This is a genomic window from Pseudomonas sp. TH06 (genome assembly GCF_016651305.1).
Taxonomy (GTDB): domain Bacteria; phylum Pseudomonadota; class Gammaproteobacteria; order Pseudomonadales; family Pseudomonadaceae; genus Aquipseudomonas.
Window position 1 is genome coordinate 2,936,811 of sequence record NZ_JAEKEC010000001.1, and the last position, 16,528, is coordinate 2,953,338.

Annotated in this window: 11 protein-coding genes and 1 pseudogene; 3 read left to right on the forward strand and 9 right to left on the reverse strand. The window is 59.3% G+C overall.

Annotated elements, in window-relative coordinates; all coding sequences use genetic code 11:
* Nucleotides 1–12 precede the first annotated feature (12 nt).
* Entirely contained in the window at nucleotides 13–942 is a 930-nt protein-coding gene (locus JFT86_RS13255) for an AraC family transcriptional regulator (RefSeq protein WP_201237012.1), read from the reverse strand.
* Between the two features lie 359 nt (nucleotides 943–1,301).
* Here JFT86_RS13255 and JFT86_RS13260 point away from each other — a divergent pair, with 359 nt between their 5' ends.
* Both JFT86_RS13260 and JFT86_RS13265 read left to right on the forward strand, forming a co-directional pair.
* Entirely contained in the window at nucleotides 1,302–1,655 is a 354-nt protein-coding gene (locus JFT86_RS13260; RefSeq protein ID WP_201237013.1) for an antibiotic biosynthesis monooxygenase family protein, read from the forward strand.
* Nucleotides 1,656–1,698: 43 nt separating this feature from the next.
* Entirely contained in the window at nucleotides 1,699–1,941 is a 243-nt protein-coding gene (locus JFT86_RS13265) for a hypothetical protein (RefSeq protein ID WP_201237014.1), read from the forward strand.
* Between the two features lie 4 nt (nucleotides 1,942–1,945).
* Here the strand turns inward: JFT86_RS13265 and JFT86_RS13270 are convergent, their stop codons facing one another.
* Both JFT86_RS13270 and JFT86_RS13275 read right to left on the reverse strand, forming a co-directional pair.
* The gene (locus JFT86_RS13270; protein ID WP_201232540.1) at nucleotides 1,946–2,575 is read right to left on the reverse strand and encodes a flavin reductase family protein; all 630 of its coding nucleotides are present in this window, start codon (nucleotides 2,573–2,575) and stop codon (nucleotides 1,946–1,948) included.
* 260 nt (nucleotides 2,576–2,835) lie between these two features.
* Nucleotides 2,836–3,069 carry a hypothetical protein gene (locus JFT86_RS13275; protein ID WP_201237015.1) on the reverse strand — a complete coding sequence of 78 codons (234 nt, stop codon included), beginning with the start codon at nucleotides 3,067–3,069 and terminating at the stop codon, nucleotides 2,836–2,838.
* Between the two features lie 341 nt (nucleotides 3,070–3,410).
* Here JFT86_RS13275 and JFT86_RS13280 point away from each other — a divergent pair, with 341 nt between their 5' ends.
* The gene (locus tag JFT86_RS13280; RefSeq protein WP_201237016.1) at nucleotides 3,411–4,166 is read left to right on the forward strand and encodes a hypothetical protein; all 756 of its coding nucleotides are present in this window, start codon (nucleotides 3,411–3,413) and stop codon (nucleotides 4,164–4,166) included.
* Nucleotides 4,167–4,287: 121 nt separating this feature from the next.
* Here JFT86_RS13280 and JFT86_RS13285 read toward each other — a convergent pair whose 3' ends face one another.
* The 6 genes and pseudogenes from JFT86_RS13285 to JFT86_RS13310 all read right to left on the reverse strand — a co-directional run bounded on the left by JFT86_RS13285 (nucleotide 4,288) and on the right by JFT86_RS13310 (nucleotide 16,361).
* Nucleotides 4,288–5,607: an MFS transporter gene (locus JFT86_RS13285; RefSeq protein ID WP_201237017.1), complete on the reverse strand. Its 1,320-nt coding sequence runs from the start codon at nucleotides 5,605–5,607 to the stop codon at nucleotides 4,288–4,290.
* A gap of 321 nt (nucleotides 5,608–5,928) precedes the next feature.
* Nucleotides 5,929–7,260, reverse strand: a complete 1,332-nt coding sequence (locus JFT86_RS13290) for a sigma-54 dependent transcriptional regulator (RefSeq protein WP_201237018.1) — start codon at nucleotides 7,258–7,260, stop codon at nucleotides 5,929–5,931.
* Entirely contained in the window at nucleotides 7,260–9,020 is a 1,761-nt protein-coding gene (locus tag JFT86_RS13295) for an ATP-binding protein (RefSeq protein WP_201237019.1), read from the reverse strand. The genes JFT86_RS13290 and JFT86_RS13295 overlap by 1 nt, the downstream gene beginning before the upstream one ends.
* Nucleotides 9,021–9,161: 141 nt before the next feature.
* Nucleotides 9,162–9,473, reverse strand: coding sequence for a hypothetical protein (locus JFT86_RS13300; protein WP_201232535.1), 312 nt, complete (start codon nucleotides 9,471–9,473; stop codon nucleotides 9,162–9,164).
* Nucleotides 9,474–9,506: 33 nt separating this feature from the next.
* The gene (locus tag JFT86_RS13305) at nucleotides 9,507–11,807 is read right to left on the reverse strand and encodes an RHS repeat-associated core domain-containing protein (RefSeq protein WP_242489485.1); all 2,301 of its coding nucleotides are present in this window, start codon (nucleotides 11,805–11,807) and stop codon (nucleotides 9,507–9,509) included.
* A 50-nt stretch (nucleotides 11,808–11,857) separates the two neighbouring features.
* Nucleotides 11,858–16,361 (reverse strand): annotated as a pseudogene (locus JFT86_RS13310) (SpvB/TcaC N-terminal domain-containing protein).
* Between the last annotated feature and the right edge of the window lie 167 nt (nucleotides 16,362–16,528).

Below are 16,528 nucleotides of genomic sequence, written 5' to 3' on the forward strand. Positions count from 1 at the left end.
GCAAATTTCGGATCAGACCGAAAGCCGCAACCGCGCCAGATCCCTGAGTGGCGGCGCACCAAACAAGCGGCTGTACTCACGGCTGAATTGCGAAGGGCTTTCATACCCGACCCGATACCCCGCCGCCGACGCTTCCAACCCTTCGGCCAGCATTAACCGCCGCGCCTCTTGCAGGCGCAACTGCTTCTGATATTGCAGCGGACTCATTGCCGTCATCGCCTTGAAACGGTGATGCAAGGTCGACACGCTGAGGTTCACTTCCTTGGCCAGATCGTCAATGCGCAATGGCTGTTCGAAGTTGCCGTTGAGCCACTTGATCGCCTGGCTGATACGGTGACTCTGGCTGTTGGCAATCGCGATCTCATACAAGCGATGGCCCTGCGGACTGCGCAGCAGACGGTAGAGAATCTCCCGGCGAATCAGCGGCGCGAGCATGGCGATGTCCTTCGGTGCATCGAGCAAACGCGCCAGACGCAGCACGGCATCGAGCATCGAACTGTCGATCTGCTCCACGTACAAACCCCGTCCGGTCGGCCGTGTCGGCACGCCCATCGGGCCGGCGTCGGCGATCAGCGCAGTGATTTCCGCCGGGTCGATATCCAGGCGCACCGCGAGGATCGGCTCCTGCGGCGACACATTGACCACGCGCCCGCTCAACGGCATCGAAACCGACACCACCAGATAATTCAGCGGGTCGTAATTGAAGTATTCATCGGCCAGACGCACTTCTTTGCGACCCTGCGCCATGATGCACAGCGCCGGTTGTGCGAGCACCGGGGCAAAGTCATGGGATTGGGTATGGCGCGACATGTACAGCGAACCGATGGCGGTTGCATAGCTGCCATCGTCGGTGGTGTTGCGGCGGATGATCGCCGCCAGTTCCGCACGCTGCTTTTCCATGTCGGCGTCGGGCGGGGCTTGAAAACGATCGAATGACGTCATGCACGGCATCCTCGGCAGGGGAGGTGGAATGGAGCAGAGCATAAGTTTGTGCAAGCGCAAGCGGTAGACACATCCTGCGAAATGCTTGCCTGATTCTGCCCGCAGACATTTCGGCAATTTATCGCCGAACCGTGTAGGAGCTGCCGAAGGCTGCGATCTGTTGATTTTCAGGGGGCAAAAGATCGCAGCCTGCGGCAGCTCCTACACAAAACCTGTATGACAGTGTGGCCGCTACTTTCGCAGGATTGTGCAACAGGGCGGCAGGAATCGACTAACGGCGCCTTGCGCCCGGCCCTTAACCTTGGATCCTGTCGCAGCCCGTCCCCCGGCTGCCACGCGACTCCCTGGGAGGGTTGAACATGTCCAAGCAGATTCCCGTCAGTCATATGGCCTTCGTTCGAGCGCGCGCCGGGCGTTCGGCGGAACTCGGTGTGCGCCTCAGCGCGTTGATCGAACCGTCCCGTGCCGCCCCCGGTTGCCTGAGCTTTGCCTTGCAGCATTCGCAATGTGATCCCGAGTTGTGGCTGGTCTCCGGTTTCTGGAGCAGTCAGCCCATGATGACCGCGTACTTCAACAGCCCGTCGATGGAAATCTTCGCCGAGCTGGTGCAGGACCTGGTGGTCAACAGTCTGGATTTCCACACGTTCAAGGACGTCTCGGCGGCGCAAGCCCTCGGTCAATGTCCGGCGCCGGTACACAAACTCGCCGGTTGAGGGTTTAATGTCCGGCTTATTGGGCTGAGCCAGGATCCGTGACATGGCACGTAAAGAGTTCGAACACTTCGAAGCAGTATCGGCAGTCGTACCCGTCGAGTTGGGCGGCAACAAGGGTTATCACGCGGCAATCGCGGTCAAGGCCCTGGTCGATGGTGGTGCACCACGCTTTCACAAACTGCTGAATGATCAGGTGTTCCCCGGCGCCATCGCTGCCGACGAAGCCGCTATCAATAAGCTGGATGACCTCAAGGGCGTCACTGCTGACGCCGAGTTGATCTGGTAACGCGTTACTTGTTTGCGCCCGGACGCCACATCTTGAACAGGGCCTCAGGCCCCAACTGGAAATAATCCGCCGGCCCGCCGCCGCGCAGAATCGGTTCTGCCGCGGCGGTGTCGTAGATGCCGTCCTTCAGCAGCCACTTGGCGATGTGCACGGCGACCACCTCGCCGAGGATCAGCCAGCTCGGCACCGTCTCGCCGTCGGCACGCTGCAACTGAATGATCTGGGTGACCTTGCACTCGAAGGACACCGGGCTTTCGGCGACCCGTGGCACTGAAATCACTTTCGATGCCACCGTGGTCAGTCCCGCCAATTCAAACTCGTTGACCTCAGGCGCGACCATCGCGCAGCTCTGGTTCATCTGCTCGGCCAGCGGGCGGGTGGCGAGGTTCCAGGCGAATTCGCCGGTCTGCTCGATGTTGTTCAGGCTGTCTTTGCGCCCGACGCTGGAGAAACCAATGATCGGCGGAATGTAGTTGAAGGCATTGAAGAAACTGTACGGCGCCAGGTTCAACTGGCCGTTGGCATCCTGCGAGGAAATCCAGCCGATGGGGCGCGGACCGACGATGGCATTGAACGGATCGTGGGGCAGGCCGTGGCCGTTGGCGGGTTCGTAGAAGTGGATGTCATCGGGCATGGCGGGTGAATTCCTGAGACTGCGTTTCGGATCAGCCATAGTGCAAGGACGCCCCGCATATTTCCAGCCAGACGAAGATCCCTGTGTAGGAGTGAGCCTGCTCGCGATAGCGTCATACCAGCCGACGCATTGGGTGACTGATACACCGCGATCGCGAGCAGGCTCACTCCTACAGGGGTTTGTGTTGATTTGAGAGGATTGTGATCCCGCAGAAATGACTAAGCCCGGCCAAGGCCGGGCTGTGGAAGGAATGCTGATGCTTAGCTGATGGCTGCGGCAGTACCGGTTTTATCGAAACCATCGGCAGCGACGGCTTTGCCAATGCTGGTTTTATCGAAACCGTCTGCGGCATAGGTGCCGGTGTGGCTGGTTTCAATGGCGGCGCTGGCACCGTTGATGAAGTCAGCGGATTTGGTTTTGTCCGAGCCATCGGCAGCAAAGGTATTGGCGGCCAGTACAGACAGGGTCAGGGCGAGGATCAGTTTGGTTTTCATGTTCGTTACTCCGGATTCGTTGGCGGGTGTGTCTTGCATGGGTTTTATGCTACGCCAACTAATTTGATTAAAAAGCGCAAAATAATGCTAAAAACAATCGATTAACTAGATATTAAGGGCGGCGCACTTGAATCGCTTTCGTCGTCGGAGCGAGCGTCGCGCAGGTCATCGATCAGGTAGTTGCAGGATGCGGGGCCAGCATTAATTAGCGATTAATCGCTGTTTTCGCCATGTGACAGATTTTTCATACATTGCCGACCGCTTTTTCACTCGCGCAACGCCAGTCTGCCCACGGCCAGAAAACCAAGAACCGGCCGTCACACACTGGAGCGTTACCTGCGATGAATAAACTTCCTCAAATCACCCTGGCCTTCTGGGTCATGAAAATCTGCGCGACGACCCTGGGGGAAACCGCGGGAGATTTGCTCTCGATGACGCTCAACGTTGGCTATGCCATCAGCTCGCTGATTCTGATCAGCGTGTTCGTTCTGACGTTGATTACCCAACTGATGGCCAAGACTTACAAGCCGCTGCTGTACTGGATCGTGATTTTGTCCACCAGTACCGCCGGCACCACGATGTCCGATTTCATGGACCGCACGCTGGGGTTGGGGTATGCCACTGGCTCGATGATCCTGATTGCAATTCTGCTGGCGATCTTTGCGGCGTGGCGCCTGAGTGGTGATTCGCTCAACGTCAGCAAAGTGCAGAGCTTTCGCGGCGAGATGTTCTATTGGATGGCGATTCTGTTTTCCAACACCCTGGGCACGGCGCTGGGCGATTACCTGGCCGACGATTCGGGGCTGGGTTTTGCCGGTGGGGCTTTGCTGATCGGCTCGACCATCGCGGTGGTCGTGCTGCTCAAGTACTTCACGAAGATTTCCACGGTGCTGCTGTTCTGGGTGGCGTTCGTGTTGACCCGGCCATTTGGCGCAACGCTGGGTGACCTGATGACCAAATCCCATGAGAAGGGCGGGCTCGACTTTGGCACCATCGGTTCGTCGGCGGTGCTGGCGGGGATTCTGTTGGTGATGATTGTCGGGGCTTCGTATGCGCAGAAGCGATATGGCAAGCAGCAAGCTGTTGAAATGAGCTGATACCGAGTTGCCCTCATCGCGAGCAGGCTCACTCCTACCTTGGAATGCGTTCCCCTGTAGGAGTGAGCCTGCTCGCGATGGGGCCAGAACAGCCACCCTTGCAGTGGCTGTGAATACCCGATCAGTCAGTCACGATGCGCGAATGTTTCTGGGTGTCTTTCATGGTCACGTACACCAGCAACGACACGGCAATACACGCCGTCACGTACCAGTAGTAACCGGTTTCCATGCCGATGCTCTTGAACCACAGTGCGATGTATTCAGCGGTACCGCCGAAGATCGACACGGTCAGTGCATACGGCAGGCCGACGCCCAGCGCACGGATTTCAGTCGGGAACAGTTCGGCCTTCACCACCGCGTTGATCGAGGTGTAGCCGCTGACGATGATCAGCGCCGCCATGATCAGGAAGAACGCGCCCCACCAGGTCTGAATGGTGTGCAGGGTCATCAGGATCGGCACAGTGAAGATCGTGCCCAGCACGCCGAAGGCAATCAGGATCGGACGACGACCGATCTTGTCCGAGAGGCCGCCGATGATCGGTTGCAGGCACATGAACAGGAACAGCGTCGCAGCAGAAATCGTGGTCGAGTCGGAGATGCTCATGCCGACGGTGTTCACCAGGTATTTCTGCATGTAGGTGGTGTAGGTGTAGAACGCCAAGGTGCCGCCCATGGTCAGGCCGACCACGGTCAACAGCTCTTTCGGGTGACGCATCAAAGTGCGCATGGCGCTTTCTTTGGATTTCTCTTTTTTGGTAAACGACTCGGTTTCTTCCATGCCGCGACGCAGATACAGCGCAACCACAGCGCACAGTGCGCCGATGGCGAACGGGATGCGCCAGCCCCACGCATACAGCTGTTCAGTGGTCAGGATGTTCTGCAGCACGATCAGCACGCCCAGCGCGATGAGCTGGCCGGAAATCAGGGTGACGTACTGGAAGCTGGAGAAAAAGCCGCGACGTTCCTTGGTCGCCATCTCCGAGAGATAGGTGGCCGAGGTGCCGTACTCGCCACCGACTGACAGGCCTTGCAGCAAGCGAGCGAACACCAGCAGGATCGGCGCGCCGATGCCGATGGTCTCGTAGTTCGGGCTGAGGGCGATCAGCAGCGAGCCAAAGCACATCAGGTAAACCGAGGCCATCAAGGCTTTCTTGCGACCGACCTTGTCCGCGTACAGGCCCATCATCCAGCCACCGATCGGGCGCATCAGGAAGCCCACGGCGAAGATCGCGGCGGTGTTCATCAGTTGCGCGGTGGAGGAGCCTGCGGGGAAGAATGTCTTGGCGAAGTACAGCGAGAAGGCGGCATACACATACCAGTCGTACCACTCGACCATGTTGCCGACGGAACCGCTGAAGATCGATTTGATCCGGCTGGCGGTGGTTCTTTCTTTGACCGGCACGGCAGCCGACCCAAGTGGCAGGGCGTTGGAGTTATCCATTGAAGGATCCTTCGTTTAATTGTTTTTGTGGAGCGCGTTGAAACGCAGCCTGCGAGGGCTATAGCAGGAGCTGTGCCAACGGGGGGAGGGCCGGTTTAGAGGGGGTGACGGGATTGGCTGAGCGGAAATCCGCTTAGGATTGAATTGTGGTGAGCGGAAAATTGCTCATTCTGACGGGTGGATCATTTTTGCCTGTACCGGCCTCTTCGCGGGCAAGCCCGCTCCCACAGGGTTTTGTGCTGAACGCATAATTTGTGTACACCAGCGACCACTGTGGGAGCGGGCTTGCCCGCGAAGAGGCCAGATCAAATACTGAAAAAATCAGCTGCCCGGAACAAACATCTCCCGACTCAACCCATGCCGCTGCATCTTTTCATTGAAGGTCCGGCGCGGCAGCTGCAACTCTTCAAGCACCGCTTTCACATCGCCCTTGTGGCGGGTCAACGCTGCACGCAAACACTGCGCTTCAAACGCTTCCTGCTGCGCCGCCAAAGACTGGCCCGGGTCAATCCCCGGCGCCGGCTCTGCCAGCCCCAGCACCTGGCGTTCGGCGACGTTGGCCAGTTCGCGGACGTTGCCCGGCCAGTCATGGCTGAGCAGGTGGCTCAACTGGCCGCCCGTCAGCGCCGGGAAATTACGCCCCAGACGCTGCGCCGCACTCTGGGCGAACGACTCGAACAACAATGGAATGTCTTCCCGGCGTTCGCGCAACGGTGGCAGCCGCAACTCGGCTACGTTCAAGCGATACGCCAGGTCTTCGCGAAAGCGTCCGGCCCGCGCTTCGTCGAGCAGATCGGGTTTGGTCGCGGCGACGATGCGCAAGTCCACGCGAATGCTCTGGTTCGAGCCCAGGCGTTCGAGCTTCTGCTCCTGCAACACCCGCAACAGTTTCACTTGCTGGGCCAGTGGCATGCTTTCGATTTCATCGAGAAACAGCGTGCCGCCATCGGCGTATTCCAGTTTGCCGATGCGCTTGCCGGAGGCGCCGGTAAACGCGCCGCTCTCATGGCCGAACAGTTCGGCTTCGAACAGTTGTTCAGGAATCGCCGCGCAGTTCAGTGCCACGAACGGTTTGTCCGCCCGTGGCCCGAAATCATGCAGGCAACGGGCAACCAGTTCCTTGCCGCTGCCGGTTTCGCCACGGATCAGCACGTTGACCGGCAACGCCGCCAGATCCAGCACCTGCCGGCGCAAGGTCTGCATGCCACGGGACACGCCGAGCAATGTCGCATCGAGTTTCGCGCGGTTGTCGGCCTGCTCGTGCAGGGCGCGGTTTTCCAGGACCAGTCGGCGTTTTTCCAGAGCCCGGTGCAAGCTGCCGAGCAGGGTTTGCGGGCTGAACGGTTTTTCCAGAAAGTCGTAGGCGCCATCGCGCATGGCTTCGACCGCCATTGGCACATCGCCGTGACCGGTGAGCAGAATCACCGGCAAGTCGGCGTCGCGGCGCTGCACTTCAGCCAGCAGTTGCAGACCACTGAGGCCGGGCATGCGCACGTCGCTGAGGATCACCCCGGCAAAGTGCGCGGGCAGGGCGGCCAGGCATTCTTCGGCGCGGCTGAACAACTGCACCTCGAAACCCGACAGGCTGAGCCATTGCTCGACCGCATTGCGAATGCTGCTTTCGTCATCGACCACCATCACCGAGTTGAGCATCAGATATGCGCCTCCAGATCGATCGGCAAGGTCAGGGTGAACACCGCGCCACTCCCGCCATTTTCGACACTCAGGCGTCCGCCTGATTCATGCACGATGGCGAACGAAACCGCCAGCCCCAGACCCAGACCATCGCCCACCGGTTTGGTGGTGAAGAACGGATCGAAGACCTGACCCAGATGTTCTTCGGGGATGCCGCCGCCATTGTCGCTGACACTCAGGCGCCACAGTTGCTCATCGGCTTCCAGACGGATTTCCAGACGCTTGCACGATGTGCCCTGCATGGCATCGAGGGCGTTGCGCAGCAGGTTGATCAGCACTTGTTCCAGGCGAATTGCATCACCGCGCACCCACGCCGGACGGGTCAGGTGCAGGACCAGACTGACCTGTTCGTCATGCAGGCGCGCGTCGAGCAATTGCAGGGATTGATCAACCACCGTCGCCAGATCCAGGCGTTCGCGCAAACCGCCGGGGCTCTTGCGGGCGAAGGTTTTCAGGTGGCCGGTGAGGGCGGCCATGCGCGTGAGCATATCGTCCACCGGTTTCAACGCCTTGTAGGCATCATCGACGCGACCATGGTCGAGCAGCAGCCGCAGTGTCGCCAGCTGCATGCGCTGAGCCGTCAGCGGTTGGTTGATTTCATGGGCGAGGGCGGCGGACATCTGCCCGAGGGCGGCGAGTTTTGCCGACTGCACCAGACCATCCTGCGCGGTGCGCAGATCGCGGGTGCGTTCCTCGACCAGTTGCTCCAGTTCTTCGCGGTTGCGCTGGCGGACTTTCGACAGCCGCCAGCGTTGATTGAGGAACAGCAACAGAAACACCAGCGCCAGCCACACGCCAGCCGCCGCGAGCCCGGCATTGCGCAGGTCTTCGAACGCCACTTGCGGACGGCGCAACAGATGCAGCGTCCAGCCTTCGGCCGTCAGTGGCAGCGACTCCCACAGGTAATCCGCCGTGCCTTGCGGGCCTTCGACGCGGCGCAGATCACTGTTGTCGTCGAAGCTGCGCAGGGACAGATGAGTCAGTTGCACCAGCGACTGTTTGTCGTACTGGCGTGTGGCCTTGATTTCGGCCATGTCACTGGCGTTCAACGGCCGCAACGCGCGATAACGCCAACCAGGCTGGTTGGCAATGAAGATGATGCCGCGTGCATCGCTGACCAGCAGGGTGTCGCTGCCCTGGCTCCATTCGCGCTCCAGTTCGGGGAACTCCAGTTTGACCACCATCGCCCCGAGGAACTGCTCGTTGTCACCCAGCACCGCGCTGGAGAGGAAGTAACCGGGAATCCCGCTGGTCACGCCCACGGCATAGAACCGCCCGTTGCCCTGGGTACGGGTCTGGCTGAAATAGGGGCGAAAACCATAATTGTGACCGACGTAACTGCTCGGCAGGCGCCAGTTGCTCGCGGCCACCGCAAGGCCAGTGTGATCGAGCAGTTCAAGTGTCGAGGATTGTGCCGCGCCGTTGATCTTTTCCAGTTTCAGATTCAAGGCGTTCTGTTGTTCGGCGTCGACCGGTCCCGTCAGCGCCGCACGCAATTGCGGGTCCAGCGCCAGTACGGCGGGGAGGGCGCGATAGCGGTCAATCAGGGTGTGCAACGAATTGGCATAGAGCGCCAGTTGCTGGTTGGCGCGGGCCGCGTCTTCTTCCAGCGCCTGACGTTCGGCGTGTCGAATGGCCAGGGTCGCGGCCAGCGCGGCACCGGCGATGATCAACAGGATGAAGGTCAACAGTCTTAAAGTGCGGACAGATGCATGCATGCTAGGCAACAGGCGAGCAGTAAGGGGCTGGCACGATAGCACGCCATCATCGCTGGCTTGCGTCTCGGAAAAAATTAGCGCTTTGAGTGCCCGTACTTTTTCTCCACGGCTGTTGCCCTGCTTCTGACGTCGGGCACCCTCTTAACTGATACTCGCCTGACCTTTATGCACTTTGTAATTGGCAATTCTGCCTCGGGCCTTGTGAATAATGTTTCGGAAATCACTCCAGTCCTGGGTAATGCTTTGTGCGGTGATCTGCTTTTCCTTGCTGCGTAACCCTGCAGGTTTGTATATGACTATGTTTTCCTCATCATAGATGTCCATTACTGCTTGAAAGTCCTTCTCTGCGTCTTTTTCCAATGTCACCAATGCGTCGTCCAAAGCTTTAAGTTTCATTGGGCTCAGACCTTCTTCACCATCCTGGGCTTCATCGGCAATAAATTTAAGCTCCATCAGTTCAGCCGTGCCGAAGTCGATCAGTTTGGATCAGGCTTTCTTTACTGCCATTTTTAAAAATGTTTTTTGACCTTCACTGGATCGCGGGTTGTACTCCGTGACTTTATTGGACGCGTAATCAACAGAGAGCATTTCGACATTTTTTTCCTTGGCTTTCTGCCAGGAGATGTTTTTTGCCTTGGGTGTAATGGATGTCTCCATGCCTGTCTTTTTAGCAAGGCGCTTCATGCCTTCGGAGGCGGCTTCTTTGGCGGCGAACGCTCCAGCGGCGCCGAAGCCAACTGTGCCTGGACCTGGGAGAACAATAGTCCCTGCCAACATCCCGACGGCTGCTCCGACGGCACCGGCACCTGCTTTCACAGCGCCAGTCACTACGGTGGATACAGTGCTTTTGATTATCTGTTCATGCCTGTCCTCCGGATAAAACAGATGGGCGAGCAGTTGGTCTTCCCTGTCGACTATTTTGTAGCCCGCTTTAATATTTTTCCTCAGTGCTTCAATTTCCTTGCGCTGTTCTGCTTCGGTTTTTTCAAAGCCTGACTCGTCGATGTAGCGCAGCGGATTATTACCGACAAACCCATACAGATTCAGCCCATCCACATCCCCCGCCGGGTCAGCACTTATCCAGCGTTGCAGCCACGGCGCGTAATAGCGCGCGCCGTAATAGTAAAGGCCGCTGACGTCCATTTCCTTGCCGGAATAACGCACGAACTTATAGCTGACCTCGATCGCCGAACGGGCAGTCATCCACGCCGTGCCCCCGAACGGGTAGTAGCCTTCTTCGCTGATCGTTTGCGCGTTGTGATCCAGTTCCATCGTGCAGGACCCCAAGTGATCCTCGAGGCTGTAGCGCAGTTGATTGTTGTCGATGTCGGCGGGAGGCTTTTTTGCCCAATGCAGACAGCGCGCATTGCCGACGCTGATGACGTGCAGTTCTTCGCCGTTGTCCTTGCTGCGGATTTCCAGCCCCGGCAGGTAGCGCACCTGAGCAAAATGACTGGCGCTGCCGCCGAAGGTTTGATGGCGTTTGAACACCCGCTGACCATGGCTGTAGTGGTAATGCTCGGCATCATCCTGACCCCCTTCTCGGTGGATCAGCGTCACGCTCTCTAACTCGTCGCGGGCGCTCCATTGCAGAGGCTTACCGGGTTGCACAGCCAGCAGGTTGCCGTGGCGGTCGAACAATGTGTCGAAGACAGGTTCGGCGTCGCCCGGTTGCCAGCGCACGCCACGGTTGCTGGTCGGGTCAATGCGCATCTGGCGGGTGTAGCTGGCGCCGGCTCGCTCATGGACCAGTTTGGTCAGATTGCCACCAGCGTCGTAAGTGTAGGTCTGGATGTAGTTGAGGCGGTTGTTCGGATCGGTAATCTGCGGCAGTCCCGGAATGTCCGAAAGCGGCCCGTCGTCGTAGCCGCTGGCGCTGATCAGCCGATACAGCGAGTCGTAGCTGAAGTCGCGATGGCCGTCGACGAACTGGTTGGCAAACCAGGTCGGAGCAAAGGTGTGGTCTTCGATACGGATAATGTTGCCGGCCGGGTCGTAAAAGTACTCGAAGTCTTGCAGAACCTTGGCGTCTTTGCGGCTGGACTGGCTGCGCAAGCGACCATTGGCCGGATCGTAAGTCCAGCGGCTGCGCACCCCATTGCCCGCCAGTTGTTCCATGATCTTCCCCTCGGCGTTGTACTGCGCGTCGAGCAATACCTCTTCCTCTTCGGTCTGGCCATTGACCAGCAGCAGCAACTGCCTGAGCTGCCCGGCCTGGCCATAATTCGATTGCTGGCGATGGTCGCCGGCATCGATCTGTTCCAGCACCGCCCCCAACGGATTGAAAACGCGCTGACTGGTGAAGGCTTCGCCATCGAGAAATGTGCGGGTTTCGGTCAGCGGCTGGCCGGTCAGGGCATAACTGTCCACGCGTAACGCGCCGGACGGATCCTTCTGTTCCAACAATTGGCCGCGAAGATTGAGTCCGGCATCGGCGCTGGCATCGGCGTAAATGAACGTGTCGACATCGGTCGCATCACGGCCCTCGACCGCCACCACGCGCAACTGATCATCGAAGGTCGAACGCCAATGACCGCCGCGCTCGTCCCAGCGTTGCAGTGGCTCAGCTGCCAGCCCCGGCAGGCTGAGGCGCCAGCCGGCGTCGACACTGGCGACTTTCAGTGCCTCGCCGGCGAGCCCGTAAACTGTCGAGATGCTGGATACCGGCAAACGCGGATCCCATTGCGCCACCAACCGTCCATTTACATCCTGCGTCTGACGGCTTATCAGCGCCGTCGCATCTTTGCCCGCGACACTGCGCAAATAGGCGACCTGACGAATCGGCATTCCACGGCCATCGCTCACAGAGAGCGAAGGCGTGCGTGAATGCACGGCGGTCAACGCCGTGATTTCCGTTGTGACGGCACCGGCTCAGCGGTGTCGTTGAAGTCTTCGCTGGCGTGGTACCACGGATGATACGTCTCGCGGGAGAAGTCACCCTTGGCGTTGACCAGTCTGACCGCGCGCCCCAGCGGGTCATAGAACAGTTGATCGAAGTAACCCAGCGTGTGCAGCGACTGGTCATTGATGTAACCGTGGGCGTTGGCAAAAAACGGTCGGAACTGCCGCACGGCCAGGCCTTTGTTGTTGTATTCGATGCGCTCGCTGATGCGCCACCGTGGGTCGGCGTGGACTTCAACGAACTGACCGTCTTCGACAATCAGTGAGCCGTCTGCGTCCACCGCATAGGCCAGGCCCGGATCAACCAACTGCTGGGTTTGCAGTGCTCGACCAAACCCGTCGACGCAGGCCTTGGTGATCTGGATCTGCGCCTTCACGGGGTCATCGGGGTAACGGTCGGCGCTGAGGACAACGCTGTGCACCGGTTCGCGATGGGTCGTGGCGATCGCTTCGCGCAATGTCTGTTCTGCCGCCGTCAGTGTCGCGAGCCCGGCGAGTCGGCGGCGGGCGCTGGCACGAATGTAGCCGTTGGGCAGGATGTAACCGCTGGCGAGCCATTCGCGGGCGGCAGGGCTGTCGGGTGAGATCAGTCCCATCCAGCTGAACAAGTCCTTGCGCAGCGTGCTGGCGGCTTTTTGCACGGCATCGTGGGGATTGTCTATCGCTGGATCGGGGCGATGATCCGCGGGGCGTTCGTATTCGCTAAGCGGTTTGAAACCCGCCACCTTGCCGTATTCAGTGCCGTGGAAACTGGTCGCCAGCGGCTGGCCGGAAGGCTCGTAGATCGCCTCTTCGATATTGCCGTTGGCATCGGTGATCGTCAGCGGTTGCAGCGCGTGATAGTCGTAAGTGATCCGGGTAGTACAGCCATCCGGCAACTTGACCTGGGTGATCGCCAGTCGGTAATCATCGTATTCGGCTGTGGTGAGCCCATGGCTTGGGGTTTCGCGGTAGCCCTGCACTCGATGAAAACCTTCGAGGTCGGCGTAATCGGCGAAACCGAAGGTCGATGACCACAGATTTTCTTCGGCATCGTCCGCCACCTTTGGCTCAAACATCAACTGCATCGGCGTGTAACCGATCTTTCTCAGTTCATCACGGATGTTGAAGGGCGGCGGCAAAACGTTGTAAGCGTCCAGCGCGGTCTTGTCCAGTTGCGCCAGTTCCAACGGCCCCGCCAGTGCTTCGAATTCGGCGTCACCGTTGTCCAGCGGCAAACCGTCGGTGCTGAGATAACGTTGCACCGACTGCGTCGTCAGCACTCGCTCAGCGTTCCAGTGCGGCGAATCCTGATGCTCCGCGAGTTGCTCGAAACTCACTTCAAACGGGCACAATCCCTCAGGCAAGGTGCCTATTGGCAGCACCAGCGCATTGCCACGCTGTTGCCACGGCAAGCCCAGACGCCATTGCTGGAGATTGCTGGTCAGGTCGATGTATTGCGCCCGGGTTTCGCTAAGGTAGAACGATTGTTGCGCCTCGTCATGGGCGTCGCGCCACCACTGTTGTTCATCCGCATCGCTGAATGGCGGTGTAGCCGATTCAGTCAACCTGCGCGCGTAGCTCACTGCCAATGCATGGGTCGACAGGCCGTAATCGTTCCAGCGCAGATTGACGACACAGCGGATCGTCGATGAAACCGTCGTACTGGTAGCTGATTTTTTCCAGTACCAAGGGCAGCAACACGGCAGCGGCATATTGGCCTTGAGGCGTGACTTCGCGCACCAGGTAGCGCAGTTCTTCCACCGCATAGGGTGTGGGAATGCCCGGCAGGTCCATGTCCGCATCGGCATAGGTTTCAATGCGCGTGACTGAACCAACCAGCGCCCGGGATATCTGGTATTCGCTGTCGGCGTCGTGGGGCGGGATCGGTTCATCAATTTCGTCACCGGCGTGATATCGGCTAAACAATGTGCTGCCCAGTGGCACAGCCTGTTCGTCTTCATTGAAATAGCCATCACGCTGGCGATTCAGCGTTTGCCCGGTGTGGAACCAGGTGCAGACCCGCACCGGTGCACTGAAGCCGACATCGTCGTCCGCCGTGGCACTTTCACTGTCGGTTTGCTGCAAGCGGCCGAAGCCACGGAACTCGCGCTCCAGGCCGTCGTAAACACCTTCGCGCCAGCTAAACGCCTGAGTCAGGCAGTTGCCGGTGATCTCATCGAGTTGCTGTTGTTTTTTGACCACCGCCACCGGAAACGGCAGATGGCAGATCGGCAGACGTTTCAGCTTGAGGAAGCGTTGTTTTTCATCCAGCCATTCCTGGGCGGAACTGCGGTAGGCCACGCTGGCACTGCAGCCCATGTTGTTATTGCTGGCGGTCAGCAGATAAGGCTTGGCCGCGACGAAATCGTAGCGCCAATGCTGTGGTTTGATGTGTGGCACCGTCAGGATCAGGCTGGCGCAGCCGAGACCTTGCAGGTCGGCAAAACTCACCTGACTGAGGCGGTCATAACGCACGCCTTCGGGCCAAGGCACGATCACCGGGGTCTGCTCCAGACCGTTGCCGCCGCGATTCAGATAGATCTCGAACGCATCGGACTGCAGATAGATCAGGGCCGGTGCACCGGAGCCGTCGAGGTCGGCGAGACGTACCCGCGCCGAATCGAACTGCTCGTAGGTGAAGGGCAGGGAACTGATCTTGCGACCTTCGCCAAACCGGCCGTGGCCGAGGTTCGGCCAGCAGGTGATTTCGTCATGGCGAATGCGGCACAGTTCAGGCATGTCGCTGCCCAGCAGATTGCCAAGCAGCACCAGTTCAGTGGGCGAGTTGCTGAACAACGGCAAGCGGTCGTTGACCGGGGTATGCGGCACGTCTTCGGCGCGGGCGAACCCTTGCTCACGCTGGTTGGCGTACAGGCGCACCGCATGCGGACCGATCAGCGCAATGGAGCTGAGCCCGTCACCGCTGAGGTCGCCCAGTTGCGCCAGGGTATTGAAGAACTCCAGCGGGAACGCATTGAACGGCACGAAGTCGGCGAACTCACGTTGCGCCTTCAGCGTGCGAAAACCGCTGCCGCCCGGTTGCGCGGTGATCCAGTCGAGACGGCCATCACCGGTCAGGTCGGTGAGCAGTTGCTGGACCGGCCGGCTGCGATCGGCAACCGGAATCCTGTCCAGCGCTGTCCACGGCCCATAACCGATTTCGTCGCTTCCGGCGTCTGCACGCAGCGGCTCGCGGTAGTACCAGCATTGGTCATAGCGACAGAGAAAACCTGGAACGCCCTCACCGTAGAGGTCAACGCACTGGTAGAAACCGCCGTCTTCGATGCCCGGCTGTGTGTCCATGGCGAACAGGCGTGTCGGGGTTTTATTGATCTCGAACGCTGAATAGTCGAACTCCACCGGCGGGCTGTTTTCCACGGTGCCGGTGGCATCGAAGGCCTGATAGTGGGCAGCGCTGATCTGACTGAACACCTTGTCGGCTGTGTATTCAAGCAACAGGCGTCGTACCAGCACCGGTTTGCCGCGCAGGCTCACCGGGAAATGATGAAACATCAGCACTTGCCGACAGAGCCTGCGGGTGCCGACTGCAAAGCCTTGGCCAAACGTCGAAAAAGGGTCCGGGCGAACAGGCCATGGCAGCAATGTGTCGCCGTCATACACCGGGACTTCGGTCAGCGACTCCGTGCGTTCGCCGTAGTCGAAAATCAGTTGGAAATGCCAATTCAGTTGCGCAAGCTTGTCCTCTTTCCAGGCGTACAAATGCTTGCTGGCGGTGAAGTTGCCGTAACACACCCGCTCCAGATAGCGCTGGGCACGGTAATCGTGAATCGGGTCGGGGTCCTGATCATCGGCTTTGTAAACGAAACAGATGTGTTCGCCGTGGGTATTCATGCTTTCGCAAAGCAGCCAGGTGCTGATCCTGGCTTGATCATCCGGATCGGCGCGACGTGAGTCAGGCGTCTTGCCATACAGATGCAGCGAACCGTCGGCGCCGTGGATCAGCCAGAAGGGCGGTTGATCGTCCGTTGGCTGCCAGAGCTCGCGCAGGGAAAAATCGCTTTCGACCCGTGGCCAATAACGCACCACCCGGTGGGGACCGATGTTGGTGTCGTCGTCACCTTCGCCTTCGCCTTTGCCGTAATGGGTTTCGACACGCGACTTGAGCGAACCATCAGCCTCAAGCTCGGGCATCCACACTTCACCGTCGGCGCCGATGATTTCGTCGTGTTCGGTATAGCGTGGCACGCCTTTGTTGGTACGTCGGCTGATCTGCCCGAGGCCCAGATTCCAGCCGATACCGAACGGGCCGTTGCCGGTCTGGCTGCTGTAAGTCAGCGATAGTTGCGGATCCCAGCCACGCCCGGCGGACAGGGGAATCGGCAGCTCGAACGACGCAGCACCCGTCGGGCCGACGGCGCCCCAACTCTTGCCGATAGTGGCAATCGATGAGCTTTTGGCGATGGAGGGCGTAGTGATGCTCAGGTCTTGATCGGCCATGTTCCTGTCCGTTGCGCACGCTGTGATCGAGGGTGGACTGACGCTACCAAGAACCGGGCTGCGCGTAACCTGTCAGATCTGACAGGTGCGCAAGACCATTTTGTATGCTTTGTCGTTGTTTTTATCGTCAAATGGCTGATGCCAAATGTAGGGGCTGCCGAAGGCTG